Source organism: Streptomyces sp. NPDC087787 (assembly GCF_044743035.1).
GTDB lineage: Bacteria > Actinomycetota > Actinomycetes > Streptomycetales > Streptomycetaceae > Streptomyces.
Genome location: NZ_JBIUVQ010000025.1, coordinates 85,237 through 106,677, shown reverse-complemented (window position 1 = coordinate 106,677; position 21,441 = coordinate 85,237). Strand labels below are relative to the sequence as shown.

The 21,441-nt window shown below is 71.9% G+C and carries 16 protein-coding genes; 9 read left to right on the top strand and 7 right to left on the bottom strand.

Annotated elements, in window-relative coordinates:
* The 3 genes from ACIOWN_RS30770 to glgB form a co-directional block, all read left to right on the top strand.
* Positions 1 to 432, top strand: a 432-nt coding sequence (locus ACIOWN_RS30770; protein ID WP_401983956.1) for an alpha-glucosidase C-terminal domain-containing protein, incomplete at its 5' end; no start/stop codon positions are given.
* Between the two features lie 108 nt (positions 433 to 540).
* Entirely contained in the window at positions 541 to 1,935 is a 1,395-nt protein-coding gene (locus ACIOWN_RS30765) for a maltokinase (RefSeq protein WP_401983955.1), read from the top strand.
* Between the two features lie 68 nt (positions 1,936 to 2,003).
* Entirely contained in the window at positions 2,004 to 4,640 is a 2,637-nt protein-coding gene (glgB, locus tag ACIOWN_RS30760; protein WP_401983953.1) for a 1,4-alpha-glucan branching enzyme, read from the top strand.
* A gap of 87 nt (positions 4,641 to 4,727) precedes the next feature.
* Here glgB and ACIOWN_RS30755 read toward each other — a convergent pair whose 3' ends face one another.
* The 5 genes from ACIOWN_RS30755 to ACIOWN_RS30735 all read right to left on the bottom strand — a co-directional run bounded on the left by ACIOWN_RS30755 (position 4,728) and on the right by ACIOWN_RS30735 (position 10,520).
* Positions 4,728 to 6,962, bottom strand: a complete 2,235-nt coding sequence (locus ACIOWN_RS30755; RefSeq protein WP_362355381.1) for an ATP-dependent DNA helicase — start codon at positions 6,960 to 6,962, stop codon at positions 4,728 to 4,730.
* 202 nt (positions 6,963 to 7,164) lie between these two features.
* A complete protein-coding gene (locus ACIOWN_RS30750; protein WP_362355414.1) occupies positions 7,165 to 7,479 on the bottom strand; it encodes a thioredoxin domain-containing protein in 315 nt (104 codons plus the stop codon).
* A gap of 14 nt (positions 7,480 to 7,493) precedes the next feature.
* Positions 7,494 to 7,922, bottom strand: coding sequence for a MerR family transcriptional regulator (locus ACIOWN_RS30745; RefSeq protein ID WP_362355378.1), 429 nt, complete (start codon positions 7,920 to 7,922; stop codon positions 7,494 to 7,496).
* 59 nt (positions 7,923 to 7,981) lie between these two features.
* Positions 7,982 to 8,746, bottom strand: a complete 765-nt coding sequence (locus tag ACIOWN_RS30740) for a DUF2127 domain-containing protein (RefSeq protein WP_362355375.1) — start codon at positions 8,744 to 8,746, stop codon at positions 7,982 to 7,984.
* A 106-nt stretch (positions 8,747 to 8,852) separates the two neighbouring features.
* Positions 8,853 to 10,520, bottom strand: coding sequence for an MFS transporter (locus tag ACIOWN_RS30735; RefSeq protein ID WP_401983950.1), 1,668 nt, complete (start codon positions 10,518 to 10,520; stop codon positions 8,853 to 8,855).
* A gap of 108 nt (positions 10,521 to 10,628) precedes the next feature.
* Here ACIOWN_RS30735 and ACIOWN_RS30730 point away from each other — a divergent pair, with 108 nt between their 5' ends.
* Complete coding sequence (locus ACIOWN_RS30730) at positions 10,629 to 11,246, top strand: TetR/AcrR family transcriptional regulator (protein ID WP_362355372.1); 618 nt, start codon at positions 10,629 to 10,631, stop codon at positions 11,244 to 11,246.
* A 76-nt stretch (positions 11,247 to 11,322) separates the two neighbouring features.
* On the opposite strand, the gene ACIOWN_RS30725 is transcribed toward ACIOWN_RS30730, so the two are convergent.
* On the bottom strand, positions 11,323 to 12,702 hold the full coding sequence (locus ACIOWN_RS30725) for a cation:dicarboxylate symporter family transporter (RefSeq protein WP_362355369.1): 1,380 nt from the start codon (positions 12,700 to 12,702) through the stop codon (positions 11,323 to 11,325).
* A gap of 165 nt (positions 12,703 to 12,867) precedes the next feature.
* On the opposite strand from ACIOWN_RS30725, the gene ACIOWN_RS30720 reads away from it, so the two are divergent.
* Both ACIOWN_RS30720 and ACIOWN_RS30715 read left to right on the top strand, forming a co-directional pair.
* Positions 12,868 to 14,538: a sensor histidine kinase gene (locus ACIOWN_RS30720; RefSeq protein WP_362355366.1), complete on the top strand. Its 1,671-nt coding sequence runs from the start codon at positions 12,868 to 12,870 to the stop codon at positions 14,536 to 14,538.
* Positions 14,535 to 15,245 carry a response regulator gene (locus ACIOWN_RS30715; protein ID WP_362355363.1) on the top strand — a complete coding sequence of 237 codons (711 nt, stop codon included), beginning with the start codon at positions 14,535 to 14,537 and terminating at the stop codon, positions 15,243 to 15,245. Before ACIOWN_RS30720 ends, ACIOWN_RS30715 begins: the two co-directional genes overlap by 4 nt.
* Before the next feature lie 44 nt (positions 15,246 to 15,289).
* On the opposite strand, the gene ACIOWN_RS30710 is transcribed toward ACIOWN_RS30715, so the two are convergent.
* Positions 15,290 to 16,315 carry an ATP-dependent 6-phosphofructokinase gene (locus ACIOWN_RS30710; protein WP_362355360.1) on the bottom strand — a complete coding sequence of 342 codons (1,026 nt, stop codon included), beginning with the start codon at positions 16,313 to 16,315 and terminating at the stop codon, positions 15,290 to 15,292.
* Between the two features lie 199 nt (positions 16,316 to 16,514).
* On the opposite strand from ACIOWN_RS30710, the gene pta reads away from it, so the two are divergent.
* The 3 genes from pta to pyk all read left to right on the top strand — a co-directional run bounded on the left by pta (position 16,515) and on the right by pyk (position 21,425).
* On the top strand, positions 16,515 to 18,590 hold the full coding sequence (gene pta, locus ACIOWN_RS30705; protein WP_362355357.1) for a phosphate acetyltransferase: 2,076 nt from the start codon (positions 16,515 to 16,517) through the stop codon (positions 18,588 to 18,590).
* Positions 18,591 to 18,677: 87 nt separating this feature from the next.
* Complete coding sequence (locus ACIOWN_RS30700; RefSeq protein WP_362355354.1) at positions 18,678 to 19,886, top strand: acetate kinase; 1,209 nt, start codon at positions 18,678 to 18,680, stop codon at positions 19,884 to 19,886.
* Positions 19,887 to 19,994: 108 nt separating this feature from the next.
* Entirely contained in the window at positions 19,995 to 21,425 is a 1,431-nt protein-coding gene (pyk, locus tag ACIOWN_RS30695) for a pyruvate kinase (RefSeq protein ID WP_362355351.1), read from the top strand.
* Positions 21,426 to 21,441 lie beyond the last annotated feature (16 nt).

Here is a 21,441-nt window from a genome sequence, read left to right as displayed (position 1 = left end):
GGCTTCTCCTCCTGCGACCCCGGCCGCCTCTACCTGCCCACGATCATGGACCCGGTCTACGGCTACCAGGTCACCAACGTCGAGGCGTCGATGTCGTCGCCCTCGTCGCTGCTGCACTGGACCCGCCGCATGATCGAGATCCGCAAGCAGAACCTCGCCTTCGGGCTCGGCTCCTACACCGAACTGCCCTCCTCCAACCCCGCCGTCCTCGCCTTCCTGCGCGAGTACGAGGACGACCTGGTCCTGTGCGTCCACAACTTCTCCCGCTTCGCACAGCCCACGGAGCTGGACCTGAGCGCGTTCCACGGACGGCATCCGGTGGAGCTGTTCGGCGGGGTGCGCTTTCCGGCCATCGGGGAGCTGCCGTACCTGCTGACCCTGGCGGGGCACGGGTTCTACTGGTTCCGGCTGCGCCGGGACGCCGCCGCCTAGAAGGGGCTCACGGCACCCGGGGCGGGGCGGGCGTTTCCTCCGCCCCGCCCGTGGGCACGCGTCAGTCACACCCGACCAGCGATTGGACGCGACGCCATGTCGGACGCCATGTCGCAAGCCGTCACACGCTCCGTCACCACCACCAGCCCCGGTCTGCTCGCGTCACTGGACCCACTGCTGCGGGAGTGGCTGCCGCGGCAGCGCTGGTTCGCGGGCAAGGGCCGGCCGGTGACGGGGTTCTCGCTGGTCGCCGCCACCGAGCTGCTGCCGGGCGACCGGAAGCTGGGCCTGTACCACCTGCTCGTACGCGCCCACCAGCCGCTTTCGCAGGCGCACGGCACGGTCCCGCACCCCGGTGACTGCTACCAGCTGCTCATAGGGGTGCGCGAGGCGCTGCCCCCACGGCTGGCGCCCGCGCTCATCGGCCACGTGCACGAGGGCCCGCTCGCCGGCCGCACGGTGTACGACGCCCTGTACGACTCCCGGCCCGCCGAGGTGATCCTGGAGGCACTGCGCACCCGGGCCCGGATCGGCGGGCTCCGTTTCGAACGGCGGGACGAGATACGCCCCGATCTGGTCCCCCGCGTGGTCACCGCCGAGCAGTCCAACTCGTCGGTGGTCTACGGCGATACGTTCATCCTGAAACTGCTGCGACGGGTGCTGCCCGGCGTCAACCCCGACCTGGAACTGCCGCTCGCCCTCGCCCGCGAGGGCTGCTCGCGGGTGCCGCCGCCGACGGCGTGGATGACGGCGGAGCTGGATGGCGAGTCGTACGTCCTCGGAGTGCTCCAGCCCTTCGTGCAGGGCGCCTCGGACGGCTGGGAGCTGGCACTGCGCGAGCTGGCCAAGGGCGAGGACTTCAGCGGCGAGGCGCGGGCGCTGGGCCGCGCCACCGCCGAGGTGCACACCGCGCTGGCCCGCGCGCTGCCCACGGTCACCCTCGGCCACATGCAGCTAGAATCCCTGGTGCACGGCATGACCGAGCGCCTGGAGTCGGCCGCGCAGGCGGTGCCCGCGCTCGGGCCGTACGTCCCGGGTCTGCGCTCCGCGTTCGACGCGCTGGCCGATCTGGCGGCCGAGGGCCACACCTGGACCGCCCAGCGCATCCACGGCGACCTCCATCTCGGGCAGTGCCTCCGCTCCCCCTCGGGACAGTGGTGGCTGATCGACTTCGAGGGCGAGCCGGCGAAACCGCTGGCCGAGCGGCGGATGGCCCAGCCGGTGGCGCGCGACGTCGCCGGGATGCTGCGCTCCTTCGACTACGCGGCGCACTCGGCGGGCGGCCCGCCGGCAACGGAGTGGGCCGAGGCCTGCCGAGCCGCGTACTGCACCGGATACGCCGAGGTCAGCGGCAGTGACCCGCGCACCGACCCCGTCCTGCTGCGCGCCTACGAGACGGACAAGGCGATCTACGAGGTCCTCTACGAGGCACGGCACCGCCCCGACTGGCTGCCGGTACCGATGTCCGCGGTGCACCGCCTGGCCGCCCCGGACACGACCTGACCCCTTTCCACCGTCTCCCCCAGCTCCCCCGTCCACCGCACCCGACCTGCGCCGAGGAGGATCCGCCCGTGACCCCCCGCACCCCGTCCAGCGGTTCGGACCCGAAGAACCAGCCGACGCCCGCGAAGAAGGCGGCCACGAAGAAGGCAGCCGCGAAGAAGGCCACGGCCGAGAAGGCGGTGGCGAAGAGGACGACGGCCGCCAAGAACACGACGGCGAAGAAGACCACCGCGAAGAAGACGGCGGCGAAGAAGACGGCGGCCAAGAAGACGGTCGCGAAGAAGGAGACCGCGAAGAAGACGGCGGCCAAGAAGAGCACCGCGCCGGCGACCTCCGCGAAGACCGCGGCCGCCGGGACCGTCGCCAGGAAGACCGCCAAGAAGGCGGCAGCGGCGAAGAAGGCCCCGGCCACGAAGGCCGCTGCCCGGTCGGCGGTGGGTGGTCCCACGGCACCGGAACCCGTCTCGCCGGAACCCGCGCCGCCGGAACCCATGGCCGACAGGGGTCCGGAGGGCGCCGCCCCGGCCGCCGTCGGACCCGGGGACCGGGAGCGGCTGCTCGCGGGGACGCACCACGACCCGCATTCCGTGCTCGGCGCGCACCCCGTGCCCGGCGGGGTCGCCTTCCGGGTGTTCCGGCCGTACGCGCTGGGCGTGACCGTGGTCGCCGGGGAACGGCGGGCCGGGCTGCGGGACGACGGGCAGGGGTTCTTCTCGGGGATGCTGCCGCTGCCGGAGGTGCCCGCGTACCGGCTGGAGGTGGAGTACGCGGGGACGGTGCAGGACACCGAGGACGCCTACGGTTTCCTGCCCACGCTGGGCGAGTTCGATCTGCACCTGATCGGCGAGGGCCGGCACGAGCAGCTCTGGCAGGCGCTCGGCGCCCACCCGATGACCCACCAGGGCGTGACCGGCACCCGGTTCGCGGTGTGGGCGCCCAACGCCCGGGGTGTGCGCGTCGCCGGTGGCTTCAACTTCTGGGACGGCACCGGGTACCCGATGCGCTCGCTCGGCGCGACGGGCGTGTGGGAGCTGTTCGTGCCCGGGATCGGCGAGGGCGAGCTGTACAAGTTCGAGATCACCCGGCCGGACGGCTCCAAGACGCTGCGCGCCGATCCGCTGGCCCGCCGTACCGAGGTGCCGCCGGCCACGTCGTCCGTCGTTCACGCCTCGCGCCACGAGTGGGGCGACGCGGAGTGGATGGCCGGCCGCACCCGGCGCCCGGCCCACGAGGCGCCGTTCTCGGTGTACGAACTGCATCTGCCGTCCTGGCGGCCAGGGCTGACGTACCGTCAGCTCGCCGAGCAGCTCCCGGCGTACGTCAAGGACCTCGGCTTCACCCACGTGGAGCTGATGCCTGTCGCCGAGCACCCCTTCGGCGGCTCCTGGGGCTACCAGGTCACCGGCTTCTACGCGCCCACCGCGCGCCTGGGCACCCCGGACGACTTCAAGTTCCTGGTCGACGCCCTGCACCGGGCGGGCATCGGCGTCCTGATGGACTGGGTGCCCGCGCACTTCCCGCGCGACGAGTGGGCCCTGGCCGAGTTCGACGGGCGGCCCCTGTACGAGCACGCGGACCCGCTGCGGGCCGCGCATCCGGACTGGGGCACCCTGGAGTTCGACTTCGGCCGCCGCGAGGTGCGCAACTTCCTCGTCGCCAACGCCCTGTACTGGTGCGAGGAGTTCCACATCGACGGCCTGCGCGTGGACGCGGTCGCCTCCATGCTCTACCTCGACTACTCGCGCGAGCCGGGCCAGTGGACGCCCAACGAGCACGGCGGCCGGGAGAACCTGGACGCGGTGGCCTTCCTCCAGGAGATGAACGCGACCGTGTACCGCAGGGTGCCGGGCGTGGTCACCGTCGCGGAGGAGTCCACGGCCTGGGACGGCGTGACCCGGGCGACCCACCACCGGGGCCCGAGCGGCTTCGGCGGCCTGGGCTTCGGGCTGAAGTGGAACATGGGCTGGATGCACGACTCGCTCCAGTACATGAGCCACGACCCCGTCCACCGCAAGTTCCACCACGGCGAGATGACGTTCTCGATGGTGTACGCCTACAGCGAGAACTACGTGCTGCCGATCTCGCACGACGAGGTGGTGCACGGCAAGCGCTCACTGGTGTCGAAGATGCCCGGCGACTGGTGGCAGCAGCGGGCGAACCTGCGCTCCTACCTGGGCTGGATGTGGGCCCACCCGGGCAAGCAACTGCTGTTCATGGGCCAGGAGTTCGCACAGGGCTCGGAGTGGTCGGAGACCAGCGGCCCGGACTGGTGGCTGCTCGACCCGAACTACGGCGCCGCGGCCGACCACCGGGGTGTGCTCGACCTGGTCCGCGACCTCAACGCCGTCTACCGGGCCACGCCCGCCCTGTGGACGCGCGACGTCCACCCCGACGGCTTCCAGTGGGTCACCGGGGACGCGGCGGACGACAACGTCCTCGCCTTCCTTCGCTACGACGCCGACGGCACCCCGCTGCTGGCGGTGTCCCACTTCGCCCCGGTCGTCCGCCCCGACTACCGCATCGGCGTCCCCGACGACGTGCCCGCCTGGCGGGAGGTCCTCAACACCGACGCGGCCCGCTACGGCGGCAGCGACGTCGTCCACCCCGACCCGGTCAAGCCGGAGCCCCAGGGCCGCCACGGCCGCCCGGCGAGCATCCGCCTGACCCTGGCGCCCCTGGCGACGGTGTGGCTGCGACCGGCGTGAGCACGACCAGCCCGTCCGGCGTTCGAGGACGAGGCCGTCCAGGCCGAAACGGCGATCCGGGGGCGGCAGCCCCCGGACCAGCCACCCCTACTCCCCGAACGCCTCCCCCAGAGCCGGAGGCAACGCCTCCGAATACAGCACACCCAGCCGCTGCGTGGCGCGCGTCAGCGCCACGTAGAGGTCGCTCGTGCCGTAGCGCGCGGGTTCGACCACGAGGACCGAGTCGAACTCCAGGCCCTTGGCCTGGCGCGGGTCGAGGAGGACGACCGTCCGGGTCAGGTCGGGCTCGGCGCCCGCCGTGACCCCGTCGAGCCGGGCGGCCAGCCGCCGGTGCAGTTCGCGCGGGGCGATCACGGCGAGCCGGCCCTCCTCCGGGGTGAGTTCCACGACGGCCTTCTCCACCGCGCCGGGCAGGTCGTCGGTGGCGCGGGCCCAGGGCCTTACGCCCGTGGAGCGGACCGAGCCGGGCGGCTCGAAGCCGGGGTGCTCGGCGCGGACCACGGCCGCCGCCACGTCCATGATCTCGGCCGGGGTGCGGTAGTTGACGCCGAGGCGGGTGTGCTCCCAGCGGTCCTCGACGTACGGCCGGAGGATGTCCGCCCAGGAGCCGACGCCGGCCGCCTCCGCCGTCTGCGCGGGGTCGCCGACCAGGGTCATGGAGCGGGTCGGGCTGCGCCGCATCAGCAGCCGCCACGCCATCGGCGACAGCTCCTGCGCCTCGTCGACGATGATGTGCCCGAACGCCCAGGTGCGGTCGGCGGCCGCGCGCTCGGCGGCGCTGCGGTGGTCGTCCTCCTCCTGGCGTTCGGCGAACCGCTCGGCGTCGATGATGTCGTGCGCGGACAGCACCTCCGAGGCGTCCGGGTCACCGTCCTCCTTGTCCTCGAACTCGTACGTGCGGGACGCGTACGACACGTCCAGCACGCCCTGGGCGTAGGCGATCCGGGTCTCGCGCTCGTGCTCGGCGCGGGCGCGGGCCAGGCGGTCGTCCTCGCCGAGCAGTTCGGCGGCCTCGTCGAGGAGGGGGACGTCCGCGACGGTCCACGCCCGGGTCACCGGGCGGCGGACGGCGGCCGCGTCCTCGTCGCTCACGTACCCCTCCGGATCCGCCAGGAAGTCCGCGACCAGCCGCTGCGGGGTCAGCCGCGGCCACAACCGGTCGATCGCCGACCAGACCTCGCGGTTCTCGGCGAGTTCGTCGCGGATCTGGGTGATGTCGCTCGGGTCGAGCAGGTTGGAGCCGTCGTAGGGGTCGGTGCCGATGCGCTCGGCGACCAGGTCGGTGAGCGTGTTCAGGATGTGGCCCTCGAAGTGCTCGCGGGCCGCGTTGTGCGGCAGCTTCGCGGCGCGGGTGCGTTCACGGGCGACGTTCACCAGGCCGTCGTCGAGCATCAGGATCTCGCGGTCGTGCCCGATGGCGATCACCGGATCGGGCAGCGCCTGCCGGTCCCGTACGACGGCGGCGAGCACGTCGGCCATGTCGGCGCGGCCCTTCACCGCCGCGGCCTCGGGGGTGTCGGACGCTGTCGCCCTCACACCGGGGAACAGCTCCCCGACGGTCGCCAGGAGCACCCCGGTCTCGCCGAGCGAGGGCAGCACCTCGCCGATGTAGCCGAGGAACGCGGGGTTCGGGCCGACGATCAGCACGGCCCGCCGGGCGAGCAGTTCCCGGTGCTCGTAGAGCAGGTAGGCGGCCCGGTGCAGGGCGACCGCGGTCTTGCCGGTGCCCGGGCCGCCCTCGACCACGAGCACGCCGCGGTGCGGCGCGCGGATGATGCGGTCCTGGTCGGCCTGGATGGTCCGCACGATGTCGCCCATCCGGCCGGTGCGCGCGGAGCCGAGCGCGGCGAGCAGCACCGCGTCGCCGGTCGGGTCCTCGTGGCCGGTTCGCGTGGTGTCGCCGAGGTCGAGGATCTCGTCGTGCAGGGCGGTGACCCGGCGGCCGTCGGTGGAGATGTGCCGGCGGCGGCGCAGGCCCATCGGGGTGTGGCCGGTGGCCAGGTAGAAGGGGCGGGCGACGTCGGCGCGCCAGTCGACGAGGATCGGCGTGCGCTCGGCGTCCTCGGCGCGCAGGCCGATGCGGCCGATGTGGTGGCTGTCGCCGCCGGTGAGGTCGATCCGGCCGAAGCAGAGCGAGCCGTCCACGGCGTTCAGCGCGGCCAGCAGCCCCGACCGCTCGGCGACGAGGATGTCCCGCTCCAGCCGGGCCTGCATGGGCGTGTCGCCCTGCGCGAGCGCGTCCGCGACGGAGGTCTCGGTGTCACCGCGCAGCGCGTCCACACGGGCGTACAGTCCGTCGATGAATTCCTGCTCCTGCCGCAATTCACCGTCTGGAAATTCGGTGTTTGACAATTCGGCTCCCGCCCGGATATACTCTGCTCAGTGAACTTCTTCGTGGCCCGGTGAATACCAAGTCGCGAATCACCGAATATACGCAGAGAAATCCCCCGGGCGCAATTGCCCGGGGGATTTCTCATTCTCCGGCCCGCTGTCACGGCCCGTCCGGCGGGTCCGTTCCGTCAGGTCACAGCACGTCGGACAGCTCCTCCAGCAGCCGCCGCCTGGGGCGTGCGCCCACCATGGACTTCACGGGTTCGCCGGCGCGGAAGACCATGAAGGTCGGCATCGACAGCACCTTGTACGCGTTCGTCGTGTCCGGGCTGGTGTCCACGTCGAGCTGGACCACCTTCAGCCGATCGCCGTGCTCGGCGGCCAGTGCGCTGAGCACGGGCCCCATCTGCCGGCACGGCGGACACCAGTCTGCGGCGAACTCCACCAGCACCGGCCGGTCCGCGCCGAGCACCTCCGCCGCGAAGTCCGCGTCCGTCACCTCCGCCACTCCCGCTGCCCTGATCAACGCTGCCGCCCTCCCAGCTCGCACCTCGGCTCCGGACCGCCCGGAACCCCCGCGTCGGCGGCCAGTGCCTCCCGCGCCTTCTCGGCTCTCACGAGCTGCGCGCCGACCTGCTCCCGCACGGCCCGCAGCTCGCCGATCAGCGCGTCGAGCTGGTCCAGCTTGCGCCGGTAGACGTCGAGGGACGCCGGACACGAGTCGCCCTCGGGGTGCCCGGCCCGCAGACACTCCACGAACGGCCGGGTCTCCTCCAGCTCGAACCCGAAGTCCCGCAGCGTCCTGATCTGCGTGAGCAGCCGCAGGTCGCGCTCGTCGTAGGAGCGGTGGCCCTGCGCGTCCCGCCGCGCGGGCAGCAGCCCCCGCGACTCGTAGTACCGCAGCGCCCGCGTCGTGGTCCCGGCCCGCTCGGCCAGCTCGCCGATTCGCATGCATACGAACGTACGCCCTGACGCCGACGTCAAGGCAACGGCCGAGCGCCGGACGTCGCTCAGACCGTCACGCCGGCCGACTCCTCCACTTCGAGCAGGGAGGCGCTGCGGCGTTCCTCGTCGAAGGCTCTGCGGCCGCCGCGCAGGCCGAACAGGCGCTTGGTGAAGGCGATGTAGAGGACGGCGACGATGTTGAGGACCAGTGTGGTGATCTTGACCGGGCTGATGTGCTCGGTGAGTTCGTAGATCTCCAGGGGGAGGAAGGCGGCGGTGGCGACCACGGTCAGGTATTCCGCCCAGCGCTTGGCGTACCACAGGCCGACCGCCTCGATCAGTTCGACCAGCGCGTAGGCGAGCAGGACGCAGGCCACCAGGAGCAGGGTGGAATGCCGGTAGCCGAAGGTCTTCTGGACGGTGCCGATGACGGGTGAGTGGTCGAGGTCGTAGTGGAAGTGCCGGAAGACGGGGCGGAAGACGGCCAGGTACTCGTCGAACAGGCGGCGTACGGCGTCCTGACTGTTGCTGAATTTCCACACTGCCACCGCGACCAGCACGATGAACACCCCGCGCACGGCCCGCTCGAACGCCAGGAAGCGCAGGATGAACAGGTCCCGCAGCACCTTGCCGCGCGGCACCAGTGGGGCGTCGCCGGCCGGTCCCGAGCCGTGTGGCTCGCCGAGCGCGAAGTCGCCGCAGCGCAGGCAGCGCCAGACGTCGCCCAGCGCGGTCCGCGCGTGCAGCCGGATCCGCAGCCTCGGGTCGTCCGGTGCGTAGGTCACATGCCCCTTGCGCGCGCACGTGCGCCGGTCCCAGTCGATCGCCATCCCCCGTGCCTCCATACATACGTACCTGGGGTCGTGCCGTGCCGGTTGAATCCGGCACGGCACGGTAATGCACCACAGTAAGAGACGACCGCCGGGAGGCTTCCGTTCAGAGCGCCCCCACCAGCTCCTTCGCCTCCTCGGCCGGCTGCTCCTCGCGGGCGGTGCCGCGCGGCAGCAGCAGGGCCACGGCGAGGGTGCCCACGCCCAGGATCACCGCGCCGACGAGGCTGGTGTGGGCCACCGCGTCGGAGAAGGACGAGCCGACCGCGTCCTTCATCCGCTGGGCGCCCTCGGCGAGCCCTCCGGCCTGCGCCTTGAGCTGCGCGGCCTGCTGCGGGTCGGTCGCTCGGGCGGCCTGCGCCGCGAGCTTCCGCGCCTTCTCCCCGATGCCCTGGGCGACGGCGTATCCGGCGCCGACCGAGTCCTGGGCGGTTGACAGGGCGCCCGCCGGGAGGCCGCTGCCCGCGGTGGCGTCGGAGAGGTGCTGGGCGTACGAGGTGGACAGCAGGGAGCCGAGGATCGCGATGCCGAGCGCGCCGCCCAGCTCCAGGGAGGTGTCGTTCACGGCGCCGCCGACGCCCAGCTCGGACTCCGGGAAGGCGCCCATGATGGCGTCGGTGCAGGGCGAGAGGGCGAGCCCGATCGCCAGGCCCAGGATCACCAGGGGCGCCACGAGGTCGCCGTAACCGGACGAGCCGTCCACCCGGGTCAGCAGCGCAAGGGCCGCGGTGCCGCCGACCATGCCCGCGGTCACCGTCCACTTCATGCCGACGCGCGGGGTGAGGTACCCGGTCAGCGCCGAGCCGGCGAAGACGGCGCCGGCCAGCGGCAGCATGCGCAGCCCGGTGGCCAGGGCGTCGTAGCCGAGGACGAACTGGAGGTGCTGGGTGAGGTAGTAGAAGGCGCCGAAGACAGCGAGGAAGAACAGGGCGACGGCCAGGTTGGAGCCGGCGAAGCGGCGCTGCGCGAAGCGCCGTACGTCTAGGACCGGGCGCGGGTGGCGCAGCTCCCACAGGACGAAGGCCACCAGGCTCACGCCCGCGACCGCGGCCGCGGTGACCGCCTTGGCGTCCCAGCCGAAGTGCGGACCCTCGATGATCATGTAGACCAGCGAGCCGATCCACACCACCGACAGCAGCCCGCCGACGTAGTCGATCCGGCCGTGCCGCTCCGCCCTGGAGGGCGGTACGAGGACGAAGGTGCCGGCCAGGGCGACGGCGGCGACCGGCACGTTGATCAGGAAGGTCGAGGACCAGCCGTGGTCCTGGAGCAGCGCGCCGGCGACGAGGGGACCGGCGGCGATGGCGAGGCCGGCGGTGGCGGTCCACAGGGTGATCGCCTTGGCGCGCTCGGCCCGCGGGAAGGTCGCGGCCAGCAGGGACAGGGTGGCCGGCATGATCAGTGCGGCGCCCACGCCCATCACGGCGCGGGCCGCGATGACGGCCGCCGCGCTGTCGGCGAGGTGGCCGAGGACGGCGCCGCCGCCGAACACAACGAGCCCGAGGGCGAGCGCGCCGCGCCGGCTGTACTTGTCGCCGATCGCGCCGAGCGGCAGCATCAGCGCCGCGTACGGGACGGTGTAGCCGTCGATGACCCACTGGAGGTCGGCGCTGGACAGGCCGAGGTCCCGGGTCATGTCGGGCGCGGCGACCGTGAGCGCGGTGTTCGCCATCACGATGATCAGCAGGCTCAGGCAGAGCACGAGGAGCGCCCACCAGCGCCGGGCGTAGGGGCGGTCCATCCTCTCGGCCGGTTCGTTCATGACGAGTCGCATGGGCAGGAGTCGCCTTCCTCGATTAACTTGCACAGGCAAGTGCAACTGCACAACGATGTGCAATGTACGGCGATTGCACAGCGCTGTGCAAGTCGAGGAGAGGGCAGAATGTCAGCCATGACCACGGGTAGCACCAGTCGCGCCGACGTGAACCGGCGCCGGATCCTCGACGTCGCCCTCGCGGAGCTGCTGCGCGACCCCGACGCGTCCATGGACCAGATCGCGCGCGCGGCCGGTGTCGTACGGCGCACGGTGTACGGCCACTTCCCCAGCCGGGAGGCGCTGATCAGCACGCTCGTCGACGAGGCGGTGCTCGCGCTCGCCACCGCGCACGCGGCGGGCCGGGACGGCGTAGCGGACCCGGCGGAGGCCGTGGCGCGGTCGGTGCTGGCGGTCTGGGAGATCGCCGACCGCTACCGGCTGCTGGTCTCGCTCGCCCAGCGCACGGTGAGCATGGAGGGCATCCGCGAACGCCTCACGCCCGTGCGGGAGAGCGCCGCGGGACTTCTTCAACGCGGCCTGGACGAGGGCGTCTTCGCCTCTCCCCTGCCCGCGCCCGCCCTGGCGTACGTGAAGGAGCAGATCCTGTTCGCCCTGATGGAGGCGGTGAACGACGGCCTGCTGGACCCCCGGGAGGCGGGCCGCACGGCCGCGGTGACGGTCCTGACGGCTGCCGGGTTGCCCGCCTCCCTCGCCGCCGCCCTGGTGGCCAGGATCAGCGACTGACCTCCTGCAGGACGCCGAGACCCCGCGCCCCTCGAAGGGGTGCGGGGTCTCGGCGCCGTGGGGGCCTTATTACGCCTTACGCCTTGGCCAGTTCGCGCTGCTCGGGGCTCCCGGCGCCGTCGTCGGCACCCTCGTCGGCGTCGTCGAGCAGCGTCTTCTCGTCGAAGGGCAGCTCGCCGGCGAGGACGCGCCGGACGCGGTCCTTGTCGACCTCGCCGGTCCAGGTGCCGATCAGCAGGGTGGCGACCGCGTTGCCCGCGAAGTTGGTCAGGGCGCGGGCCTCGCTCATGAAGCGGTCGATGCCGACGATCAGGCCGACGCCGTCGACCAGGGCGGGCTTGTGGGACTGAAGGGCACCGGCGAGGGTGGCCAGTCCGGCACCGGTGACACCGGCGGCGCCCTTGGACGCGATCATCATGAACAGCAGCAGCGTGATCTGCTGGCCGATGGACAGCGGCTGGTCCATCGCGTCGGCGATGAACAGCGAGGCCATGGTCAGGTAGATCATCGTGCCGTCGAGGTTGAAGGAGTAGCCGGTCGGCACGGTGATGCCGACGACCGGACGGCTCACGCCCAGGTGCTCCATCTTGGCGATGAGCCGGGGCAGCGCGGACTCCGACGACGACGTCGACAGGATCAGCAGGAACTCGCGGCCCAGATACTTGAGCAGGTGGAAGATGTTGACGCCGGCCACCAGCCGGGTCAGCGCGCCCAGCACCACCAGCACGAACAGCAGACAGGTGACGTAGAAGCCGAGCATGATCGCGGCGAGTGCCTTCAGGGCGTCGATGCCGGTCTCGCCGACGACGGCGGCCATGGCGCCGAAGGCGCCGATCGGGGCGGCCCACATGATCATGGCGAGCACGCGGAAGACCAGCCGCTGGATGTGCTCCACCCCGCGCAGGACCGGCCCGCCCTTGCGGCCCATGGCCTGGAGCGCGAACCCGACGAGCAGGGCGACCAGCAGGGTCTGCAGCACCTGGCCCTGGGTGAACGCCGACACGAGCGTGGTCGGGATGATGCCGAGCACGAAGTCGACCGGGCCCTCGCTCCCGGCCTGCGCCTGCGCCTGGCCGACGCCCTTGACCGCCTCCGTCAGGTGCATACCGCTGCCCGGGTGCACGATGTTGCCGATCACGAGCCCGATGGCCAGCGCGACGAACGACATGGCGAGGAAGTAGCCGAGCGCGAGGCCGCCGACCTTGCCGACCTTCGCGGCCTTGCGCACCGAGCCGACGCCGAGCACGATCGTGCAGAAGATGATCGGCGAGATCATCATCTTGATCAGGTTCACGAAGCCGGTGCCGAGCGGCTTGAGCTCCTTGGCGAAGTCGGGCGCGGCGAACCCGACGGCGACGCCCAGGACGACCGCGGCGATCACCGCTATGTACAGATAGTGGGTACGGTCCCGCTTGGCTGCGGGTGCGGCAGGTGCCGTATCGGCTGCGCTGCTCACGGCGGCCCTCCTTGACGACGTCATCGGCATCACCGGCGTGCGGCTCACGTCCGGGCATGGGGGAATGCCGCGACTATCTCCCGCCCTGTGAGGGGGGTCACGCTTCCGTTCATTAAGTTCACGCCACATGGTTCACGCCAGGACGAAAGAGGCAGACTTGGCGGCATGCGCATACCCGTCCTCCCCAGACCCCGCAGCCTCGCGGGCCAGCTGTTCGCCATGCAGGCCGTGCTGCTGGCGCTCGTCGTGGCCGGGTACGCGCTGTTCAGCTACCTCAGCGACCGGGGCCAGGCCGAGGAGTCGGCCCGCCGGCAGACCACGGCCGTGGCCCGCTCCATCGCCGACGCCCCCTCGGTCCTGACGGCCATCCGGACCTCCGACCCCTCGTCGGAACTCCAGCCGTACGCGCTGAGGGTCCAGCAGGACACCGGGGTCGACTTCGTCACGATCATGACCCCTGGCGGTACCCGCTGGACGCACCCCGATCCGGACCAGATCGGGCGGCCCTTCCTCGGCAACATCTCCCGCGCCCAGCGCGGCGAGTCCTTCACCGAGACCTACACCGGCACCCTCGGCCCGTCCGTCCGCGCGGTCACCCCCGTCGAGGAGCACGGCCGCGTGGTCGGTCTGGTCAGCGCCGGCATCAAGGTGGAGGCGATCAGCGAGCGGGTACGGGAACAGGTCATCGCCCTGTTCTCGGTCGCGGCCGGGATCCTCGCGCTCGGCGCGATCGCCACGTACGTCATCAACGCGCGTCTGCGCCGCCACACCCACGGCATGAACGCGGCGGAGCTCAGCCGGATGCACGACTACCACCAGGCCGCCCTGCACGCGGTGCGCGAGGGTCTGCTGATGCTGGACGCACAGCACCGGGTGGCGCTCATCAACGACGGCGGGCGCGAACTGCTGGGCGTGGGAGGCCGGGAGGACGTGATGGGCCGGTCGGTGGCGGACCTCGGCCTGCCGGCCCCGCTGACCGGCGCGCTGCTGGCGTCCGAACCGCGGGTGGACGAGGTGCACCTGACCGACGCGCGCGTGCTGGTGGTCAACACCTCACCGGTGTCGGGCGGTCAGCGCCGGGGCACGGTGGTGACCCTGCGGGACGTCACCGAACTCCAGTCGCTGATGGGCGAACTGGACTCCGAGCGCGGCTTCAGCCAGGCGCTGCGCTCCCAGGCGCACGAGGCGGCCAACCGGCTGCACACGGTGGTGTCGCTGATCGAGCTGGGGCGGGCGGAGGAGGCCGTGGAGTTCGCGACGGCGGAGCTGGAACTGGCGCAGGCGCTGACCGACCAGGTGGTCACGGCGGTGAGCGAGCCGGTGCTGGCCGCCCTGCTGCTCGGCAAGACGGCCCAGGCCAACGAGCGCGGCGTGGAGCTGGTGGTGTCCTCGGACAGCGGCCTGGACGACGGTCTGCTGCCGCGGAGCCTGCCGCCCCGGGATCTGGTGACGATCCTCGGCAACCTCGTCGACAACGCGGTGGACGCGGCGCAGGGCGGCATGCCGGCGCGGGTGACGGTCACGGCGTGCGCGGAGGACGGCGAACTGGTGCTGCGGGTCGCGGACAACGGGCCGGGCGTGCACCCGGCCCACACGGACCGGGTGTTCCAGCACGGCTTCTCCACCAAGCCGACGGGCCCGGGCGGGCGGGGACTGGGCCTGGCGCTGGTGCGGCAGGCGGTACGGCGGCACGAGGGGACGCTGACGGTGACGGATGCCGAAGGAGGCGGCGCGGTGTTCGAGGCGCGCCTGCCCCTGACCCACGGGACGGAGAACCTCGTGACCGGCAGGGCCGGGTCCGGGGCCGGGCGCGGCCTGCCCGGAGGCGTGGCATGACGGAGGGCGGGAGCGGGACGCAGCCCATCCGCGTCCTGGTGGTGGAGGACGACCCGGTCGCGGCCGACGCGCACGTGATGTACGTCGGCCGGGTGCCGGGTTTCGTCACGGTCGGCACGGCGCACACGGGCGCCGAGGCCCGGCGGGTCCTGGAGCGCACCCCCGTGGACCTGCTGCTCCTCGACCTCCATCTGCCGGACGTGCACGGCCTGAAGCTGGCCCGGTCGCTGCGGGCGGGCGGCCACCACGCGGACGTGATCGCGGTGACCTCGGCACGGGACCTCGCGGTGGTGCGCGAAGGGGTCTCGCTGGGGGTGGTCCAGTACGTCCTGAAACCGTTCACCTTCGCCACGCTCCGGGACCGGCTCGTGCGGTACGCCGAGTTCCGCGCGGCGGTCGGGGAGGTGGGCGGCCAGGACGAGGTGGACCGGGCGATAGCGACCCTGCGCGCCCCGAGCCCGGCGGCCCTCCCCAAGGGGCTCAGCGCGCCGACACTCCAGCGGGTGACGGACGCGCTGCGCGCGGAGGAGGAGGGATTCACCGCGGCGGGGGCCGCCGGGACGGTCGGCATCTCCCGGATCACCGCCCGGCGCTATCTGGAGCACCTGGTGGACGCGGGCCGGGCCGTACGCAGTCCGCTGTACGGGCAGGTGGGCAGGCCGGAACTGGTGTACCGGTGGATACGGGAGGCCAGCGGGGAGCGCTAGGGCGCCAGAAGGCGGGAACGCCGGAACGCTGGGGCGCCGGAACGCTAGAAGACGGACTCCGTCTCGTCCATGCGGTCCTTGGGGACGGTCTTGAGCTCGGTCACCGCCTGGGCCAGCGGGACCATCACGATGTCGGTGCCGCGCAGCGAGGTCATGTGGCCGAACTCTCCGCGGTGGGCGGCCTCCACCGCGTGCCAGCCGAAGCGGGTGGCGAGGACGCGGTCGTAGGCGGTCGGCACGCCGCCGCGCTGGACGTGGCCGAGGATGACCGGCTTGGCCTCCTTGCCGAGCCGGCTCTCCAGCTCGTACGCCAGCGCCGTGCCGATGCCCTGGAAGCGCTCGTGGCCGAACTTGTCGATCTCGCCCTTGCCGTAGTCCATGCTGCCCTCGACCGGGTGGGCGCCCTCGGCGACGCAGATCACCGCGAACTTCTTGCCGCGGGCGAACCGCTCCTCGACCATCTTCACCAGGTCGGCCGGGTCGAAGGGGCGCTCGGGCAGGCAGATGCCGTGCGCGCCGGCCGCCATGCCGGACTCCAGCGCGATCCAGCCCGCGTGCCGGCCCATGACCTCCACGACCATCACGCGCTGGTGGGACTCGGCCGTGGTCTTCAGCCGGTCCATGGCCTCGGTGGCCACGCCGACGGCCGTGTCGAAGCCGAAGGTGCGGTCGGTGGAGGAGATGTCGTTGTCGATCGTCTTCGGCACGCCCACCACCGGCAGCCCGGCGTCCGACAGCATGCGCGCCGCGGTCAGCGTGCCCTCGCCGCCGATCGGGATCAGCGCGTCGATGCCGAACCGGTGGATCATGTTCGAGGCGTTCTCGCAGGCCTCGCGGAGCCGGTCGCGCTCCAGGCGGGAGGAGCCGAGGATGGTGCCGCCGCGGGCGAGGATGCCGCCCACCGCGTTGAGGTCCAGGGTGCGGTAACGGCCGTCGAGCAGGCCGGCGTAGCCGTCCTCGAAGCCGATGACCTCGTCGCCGTACGTCGTGGCCGCCCGGTGGACGACCGACCGGATCACCGCGTTCAGCCCCGGACAGTCGCCGCCCGCCGTGAGAACTCCGATACGCATGCTGCTGTGTCTCCTGCTCGCTGTTGACACCGGTGATCCCGTCCGATTGTTTCATGTCCGGAGGACGGCCATGGCCTGACGGGCGCCATAGCTACCGGCGGGGGTACTGTCAAGGGGATTCCGCTCACCCCGGTGGGCGTTTTTTGCAGGACGCCATCCCCGGCCGACGAGTGATCCCCCGAGGAAACGGAGAGCCCGCGTGACCCGCAGCGTGTACGTGACCGGTATCGACCGCGGTGACGGCCGGCAGGTTGTCGAGCTGGGAGTCATGGAACTGCTGACCCGGCAGGTGGACCGGGTGGGCGTCTTCCGTCCCCTCGTCCACGACGGCCCCGACCGTCTCTTCGAGCTGCTGCGCGCCCGCTACCGGCTCCCCCAGGACCCGGCGTCCGTCTACGGCCTGGACTACCGGGAGGCGTCCGCCCTCCAGGCCGAGCAGGGCACGGACGAACTGGTGTCCGCCCTCGTCGACCGCTTCCACCTGGTCGCCCGGGACTACGACGTGGTGCTCGTCCTCGGCACCGACTTCGCCGACACCCAGCTCCCGGACGAGCTGTCCCTCAACGCCCGGCTCGCCAACGAGTTCGGGGCCTCCGTCCTGCCGGTCGTGGGCGGCCGCAGGCAGAGCGCGGAGTCGGTGCTCGCCGAGACCCGCAACGCCTACCGCGCCTATGACGGCCTCGGCTGCGACGTGCTGGCCATGGTCACCAACCGGGTGGCCCGCGAGGACCGCGACGAGATCGCCGAGCGGCTGGCCGGCCGGCTGCCGGTGCCCTGCTGGGTGGTGCCCGACGAGCCGGCCCTGTCCGCGCCGACGGTCGCGCAGATCACCCAGGTCCTGGGCGGCCGGGTGCTGCTCGGCGACGACTCCGGACTGGCCCGCGACGCCCTGGACTTCGTCTTCGGCGGCGCCATGCTGCCCAACCTCCTCAAGGCGCTGACCCCCGGCTGCCTGGTGGTCACCCCCGGCGACCGCGCCGACCTGGTCATCGGCTCGCTCGCCGCGCACAGCGCCGGCACCCCGCCGATAGCCGGCGTGCTGCTCACCCTGAACGAGGCGCCGCGGCAGGAGATCCTCACCCTGGCCGGGCGTCTCGCCCCGGGCACCCCGGTCGTCTCGGTGTCCGGCAACAGCTTCCCCACCGCCGAGCGGCTGTTCTCCCTGGAGGGCAAGCTCAACGCGGCCACCCCGCGCAAGGCGGAGACCGCGCTCGGCCTGTTCGAGCGGTACGTCGACACCGCCGACCTCAGCAAGCGGGTCTCCGCGCCCAGCAGCGACCGGGTCACCCCGATGATGTTCGAGCACCAGCTCCTCGAACAGGCCCGACGCGACCGGCGCCGGGTCGTGCTGCCGGAGGGCACCGAGGAGCGCGTGCTGCACGCGGCGGAGGTGCTGCTGCGCCGGGGCGTGTGCGACCTGACGCTGCTCGGCCCGGCGGAGGTGATCCGCAAGAAGGCCGCCGACCTGGGCATCGACCTCGGGGAGGCGCAGCTCATCGACCCGGCCGTCTCCGACCTGCGGGACGCCTTCGCGGAGCGGTACGCGGCGCTGCGCGCCCACAAGGGCGTCACGGTGGAGCTGGCGTACGACGTCGTCTCGGACGCGAACTACTTCGGCACGCTCATGGTGCAGGAGGGCCTGGCCGACGGCATGGTGTCGGGCTCGGTGCACTCCACGGCCGCGACCATCCGGCCCGCGTTCGAGATCATCAAGACCCGCAGCGACGCCTCGATCGTCTCCTCGGTGTTCTTCATGTGCCTGGCCGACAAGGTCCTCGTCTACGGCGACTGCGCGGTCAACCCCGTCCCGGACGCCGAGCAACTGGCCGACATCGCCATCCAGTCGGCGGCCACCGCCGCCCGGTTCGGGGTGGAACCGCGGATCGCCATGCTGTCGTACTCCACCGGCGACTCCGGCTCGGGCGCCGACGTGGACAAGGTGCGCGAGGCGACCGAGCTGGTGCGGCTGCGCCGCCCGGACCTGATGATCGAGGGGCCGATCCAGTACGACGCGGCCGTGGAGCCCTCGGTGGCCGCCACCAAGCTGCCCGGCTCGGAGGTGGCGGGGCAGGCCACCGTGCTGATCTTCCCCGACCTGAACACCGGCAACAACACCTACAAGGCCGTGCAGCGTTCGGCCGGCGCGGTCGCGGTCGGCCCGGTCCTCCAGGGCCTGCGCAAGCCGATCAACGACCTGTCCCGCGGCGCCCTGGTGCCGGACATCGTCACCACCGCGGCCATCACGGCGATCCAGGCCCAGTCGTCCGGCAACTGACCCTCCCCCGGCCGCGTCCGCCGGGGCGCCGCCCCGGCGCGCGCGGCCGAAGACCTCCACAACTCCGACCAGAAAGCGCCAGCGCTCGTGACCGCGACCCGCGTCCTCGTCCTCAACTCCGGCTCCTCGTCGGTGAAGTACCAGCTGCTCGACATGCGCGACGCGACCCGGCTCGCCGTCGGCCTGGTGGAGCGCATCGGCGAGCAGACCTCCCGGCTCAAGCACACCTGCCTGGCCACGGGGGCCGGCCGCGAGCAGAACGGCCCGATCGCCGACCACGACGCCGCGCTGAAGGCGGTCGCGGAGGAACTGGCCCGGGACGGGCTCGGCCTGGACTCCCCCGAACTGGCCGCGATCGGGCACCGGGTGGTGCACGGCGGCATGTTCTTCACCGAGCCAACCGTCATCGACTCCGCCGTGCTCACCGAGATCGAACGGCTGATCCCGGTGGCGCCGCTGCACAACCCGGCCAACCTCACCGGCATCCGCACGGCCATGGCGCTGCGCCCCGACCTGCCGCAGGTCGCCGTCTTCGACACGGCGTTCCACACGACCATGCCGGAGTCCGCGGCCCGCTACGCGATCGACACGAAGACCGCCGACCGGCACCGGGTGCGGCGCTACGGCTTCCACGGCACCTCGCACGCCTACGTCTCCCGGGCGACCGCCGAGCTGCTGGGCAGGGCGCCCGAGGACGTCAACGTCATCGTGCTGCACCTGGGCAACGGCGCGTCGGCCTCGGCGGTCCGTGGCGGCCGGTGCGTGGACACCTCCATGGGACTCACCCCGCTGGAGGGGCTGGTGATGGGAACGCGTTCCGGTGACCTCGACCCGGCCGTCATCTTCCATTTGCAGCGAGTCGGCGGAATGTCCATGGACGAGGTCGACACTCTCCTCAACAAGAGGAGCGGTTTGTTCGGTCTGTGCGGCGACAACGACATGCGGGAGATTCAGCGCCGGATGGAGGAGGGCGACGACGACGCACGACTGGCGTTCGAGATCTACATCCACCGGCTGAAGAAGTACGTGGGTGCCTATTACGCGGTACTCGGCACCGTGGACGCGGTCGCCTTCACGGCCGGGGTCGGCGAGAACGCGGCGTTTGTGCGCGAGGCCGCCCTCGCGGGCCTGGGGGGCCTGGGCCTGGCGGTGGACCGCGACCGGAACGCCGTACGCGGCGACGAGGCGCGGCTGATCTCGCCCGAGGGCGCGCGGGTCGCCGTGGCCGTGGTTCCCACGGACGAGGAAATGGAGATCGCCACCCAGACTTACGCACTGGTCGGAAAGGACGGCTGAGCACGTCCGCGGAATTCCGGCCGGCACTCGACTGAGCGCTGAGGCGCCCATTTGTATCTTCCATCAGACGGAATATTCCGGAGCGAAACAAACCGATAGGATCGCCCCATGCGCCGTTCGAAAATCGTCTGTACTCTCGGCCCAGCGGTCGACTCCCACGAGATGCTCGTCGCCATGATCGACGCGGGCATGAACGTGGCCCGGTTCAACTTCAGCCACGGAACGCACGCCGAGCACCAGGCACGGTACGACCGGGTCCGCGCCGCGGCCAAGGAGACCGGCCGGGCCATCGCCGTCCTCGCCGACCTCCAGGGCCCGAAGATCCGGCTGGAGACCTTCGCCGAGGGTCCGGTGGAGCTCGAGCGGGGTGACGAGTTCACCATCACCACCGAGGACGTCCCGGGCGACAAGCACATCTGCGGTACGACGTACAAGGGGCTGCCGGCCGACGTCTCGCGCGGCGACCAGGTGCTCATCAACGACGGCAACGTCGAGCTGAAGGTCGTCGACGTCGAGGGCCCGCGGGTGAAGACGATCGTCATCGAGGGCGGCGTCATCTCCGACCACAAGGGCATCAACCTGCCCGGTGCCGCGGTGAACGTGCCCGCGCTGTCCGAGAAGGACGTCGAGGACCTGCGCTTCGCGCTCCGCATGGGCTGCGACATGGTCGCCCTGTCCTTCGTCCGCGACGCCAAGGACGTCTCCGACGTCCACCGGGTCATGGACGAGGAGGGCCGCCGCGTCCCCGTCATCGCCAAGGTGGAGAAGCCGCAGGCGGTGGAGAACATGCAGGACGTCGTGATGGCGTTCGACGGTGTGATGGTCGCCCGCGGCGACCTGGCCGTCGAGTACCCGCTCGAGAAGGTCCCCATGGTGCAGAAGCGCCTGATCGAGCTGTGCCGGCGCAACGCCAAGCCGGTGATCGTGGCGACCCAGATGATGGAGTCGATGATCACCAACTCCCGTCCGACCCGCGCCGAGGCCTCCGACGTGGCCAACGCGATCCTGGACGGGGCCGACGCGGTCATGCTGTCGGCCGAGTCGAGCGTGGGCGCCTACCCGGTCGAGACCGTCAAGACGATGTCGAAGATCGTCAAGGCGGCCGAGGAGGAGCTGCTCGGCAAGGGCCTGCAGCCGCTGGTGCCGGGCAAGAAGCCGCGCACGCAGGGCGGTTCGGTGGCCCGCGCCGCCTGCGAGATCGCCGACTTCCTGGGCGCCAAGGGCCTGGTGGCCTTCACCCAGTCCGGCGACACCGCGCGCCGGCTGTCCCGCTACCGCGCCTGCCAGCCGATCCTGGCGTTCACCACCGACGAGTCCACCCGCAACCAGCTGGCGCTCAGCTGGGGCGTGGAGTCGCACGTGGTGCCGTTCGTCAACAGCACCGACGAGATGGTCGACCTGGTCGACCAGGAGATGGTCAAGCTCAACCGCTTCGCCCCCGGTGACACGGTGATCATCACCGCCGGCTCGCCCCCCGGCGTCCCCGGCACCACCAACATGGTCCGCGTCCACCACCTGGGCGGCGGCGCCCGCGACTGACCGCGCGCACGGCCGC

Bases quoted from the DNA above. Each gene is read 5' to 3' on its own strand.
- ACIOWN_RS30765 (WP_401983955.1), top strand. From the start codon at position 541: ATGTCGCAAGCCGTCACACGCTCCGTCACCACCACCAGCCCCGGTCTG.
- ACIOWN_RS30745 (WP_362355378.1), bottom strand. From the start codon at position 7,922: ATGCGAATCGGCGAGCTGGCCGAGCGGGCCGGGACCACGACGCGGGCG.
- ACIOWN_RS30740 (WP_362355375.1), bottom strand. From the start codon at position 8,746: ATGGCGATCGACTGGGACCGGCGCACGTGCGCGCGCAAGGGGCATGTG.
- ACIOWN_RS30735 (WP_401983950.1), bottom strand. From the start codon at position 10,520: ATGCGACTCGTCATGAACGAACCGGCCGAGAGGATGGACCGCCCCTAC.
- ACIOWN_RS30730 (WP_362355372.1), top strand. From the start codon at position 10,629: ATGTCAGCCATGACCACGGGTAGCACCAGTCGCGCCGACGTGAACCGG.
- ACIOWN_RS30720 (WP_362355366.1), top strand. From the start codon at position 12,868: ATGCGCATACCCGTCCTCCCCAGACCCCGCAGCCTCGCGGGCCAGCTG.
- ACIOWN_RS30715 (WP_362355363.1), top strand. From the start codon at position 14,535: ATGACGGAGGGCGGGAGCGGGACGCAGCCCATCCGCGTCCTGGTGGTG.
- ACIOWN_RS30710 (WP_362355360.1), bottom strand. From the start codon at position 16,315: ATGCGTATCGGAGTTCTCACGGCGGGCGGCGACTGTCCGGGGCTGAAC.
- pyk (WP_362355351.1), top strand. From the start codon at position 19,995: ATGCGCCGTTCGAAAATCGTCTGTACTCTCGGCCCAGCGGTCGACTCC.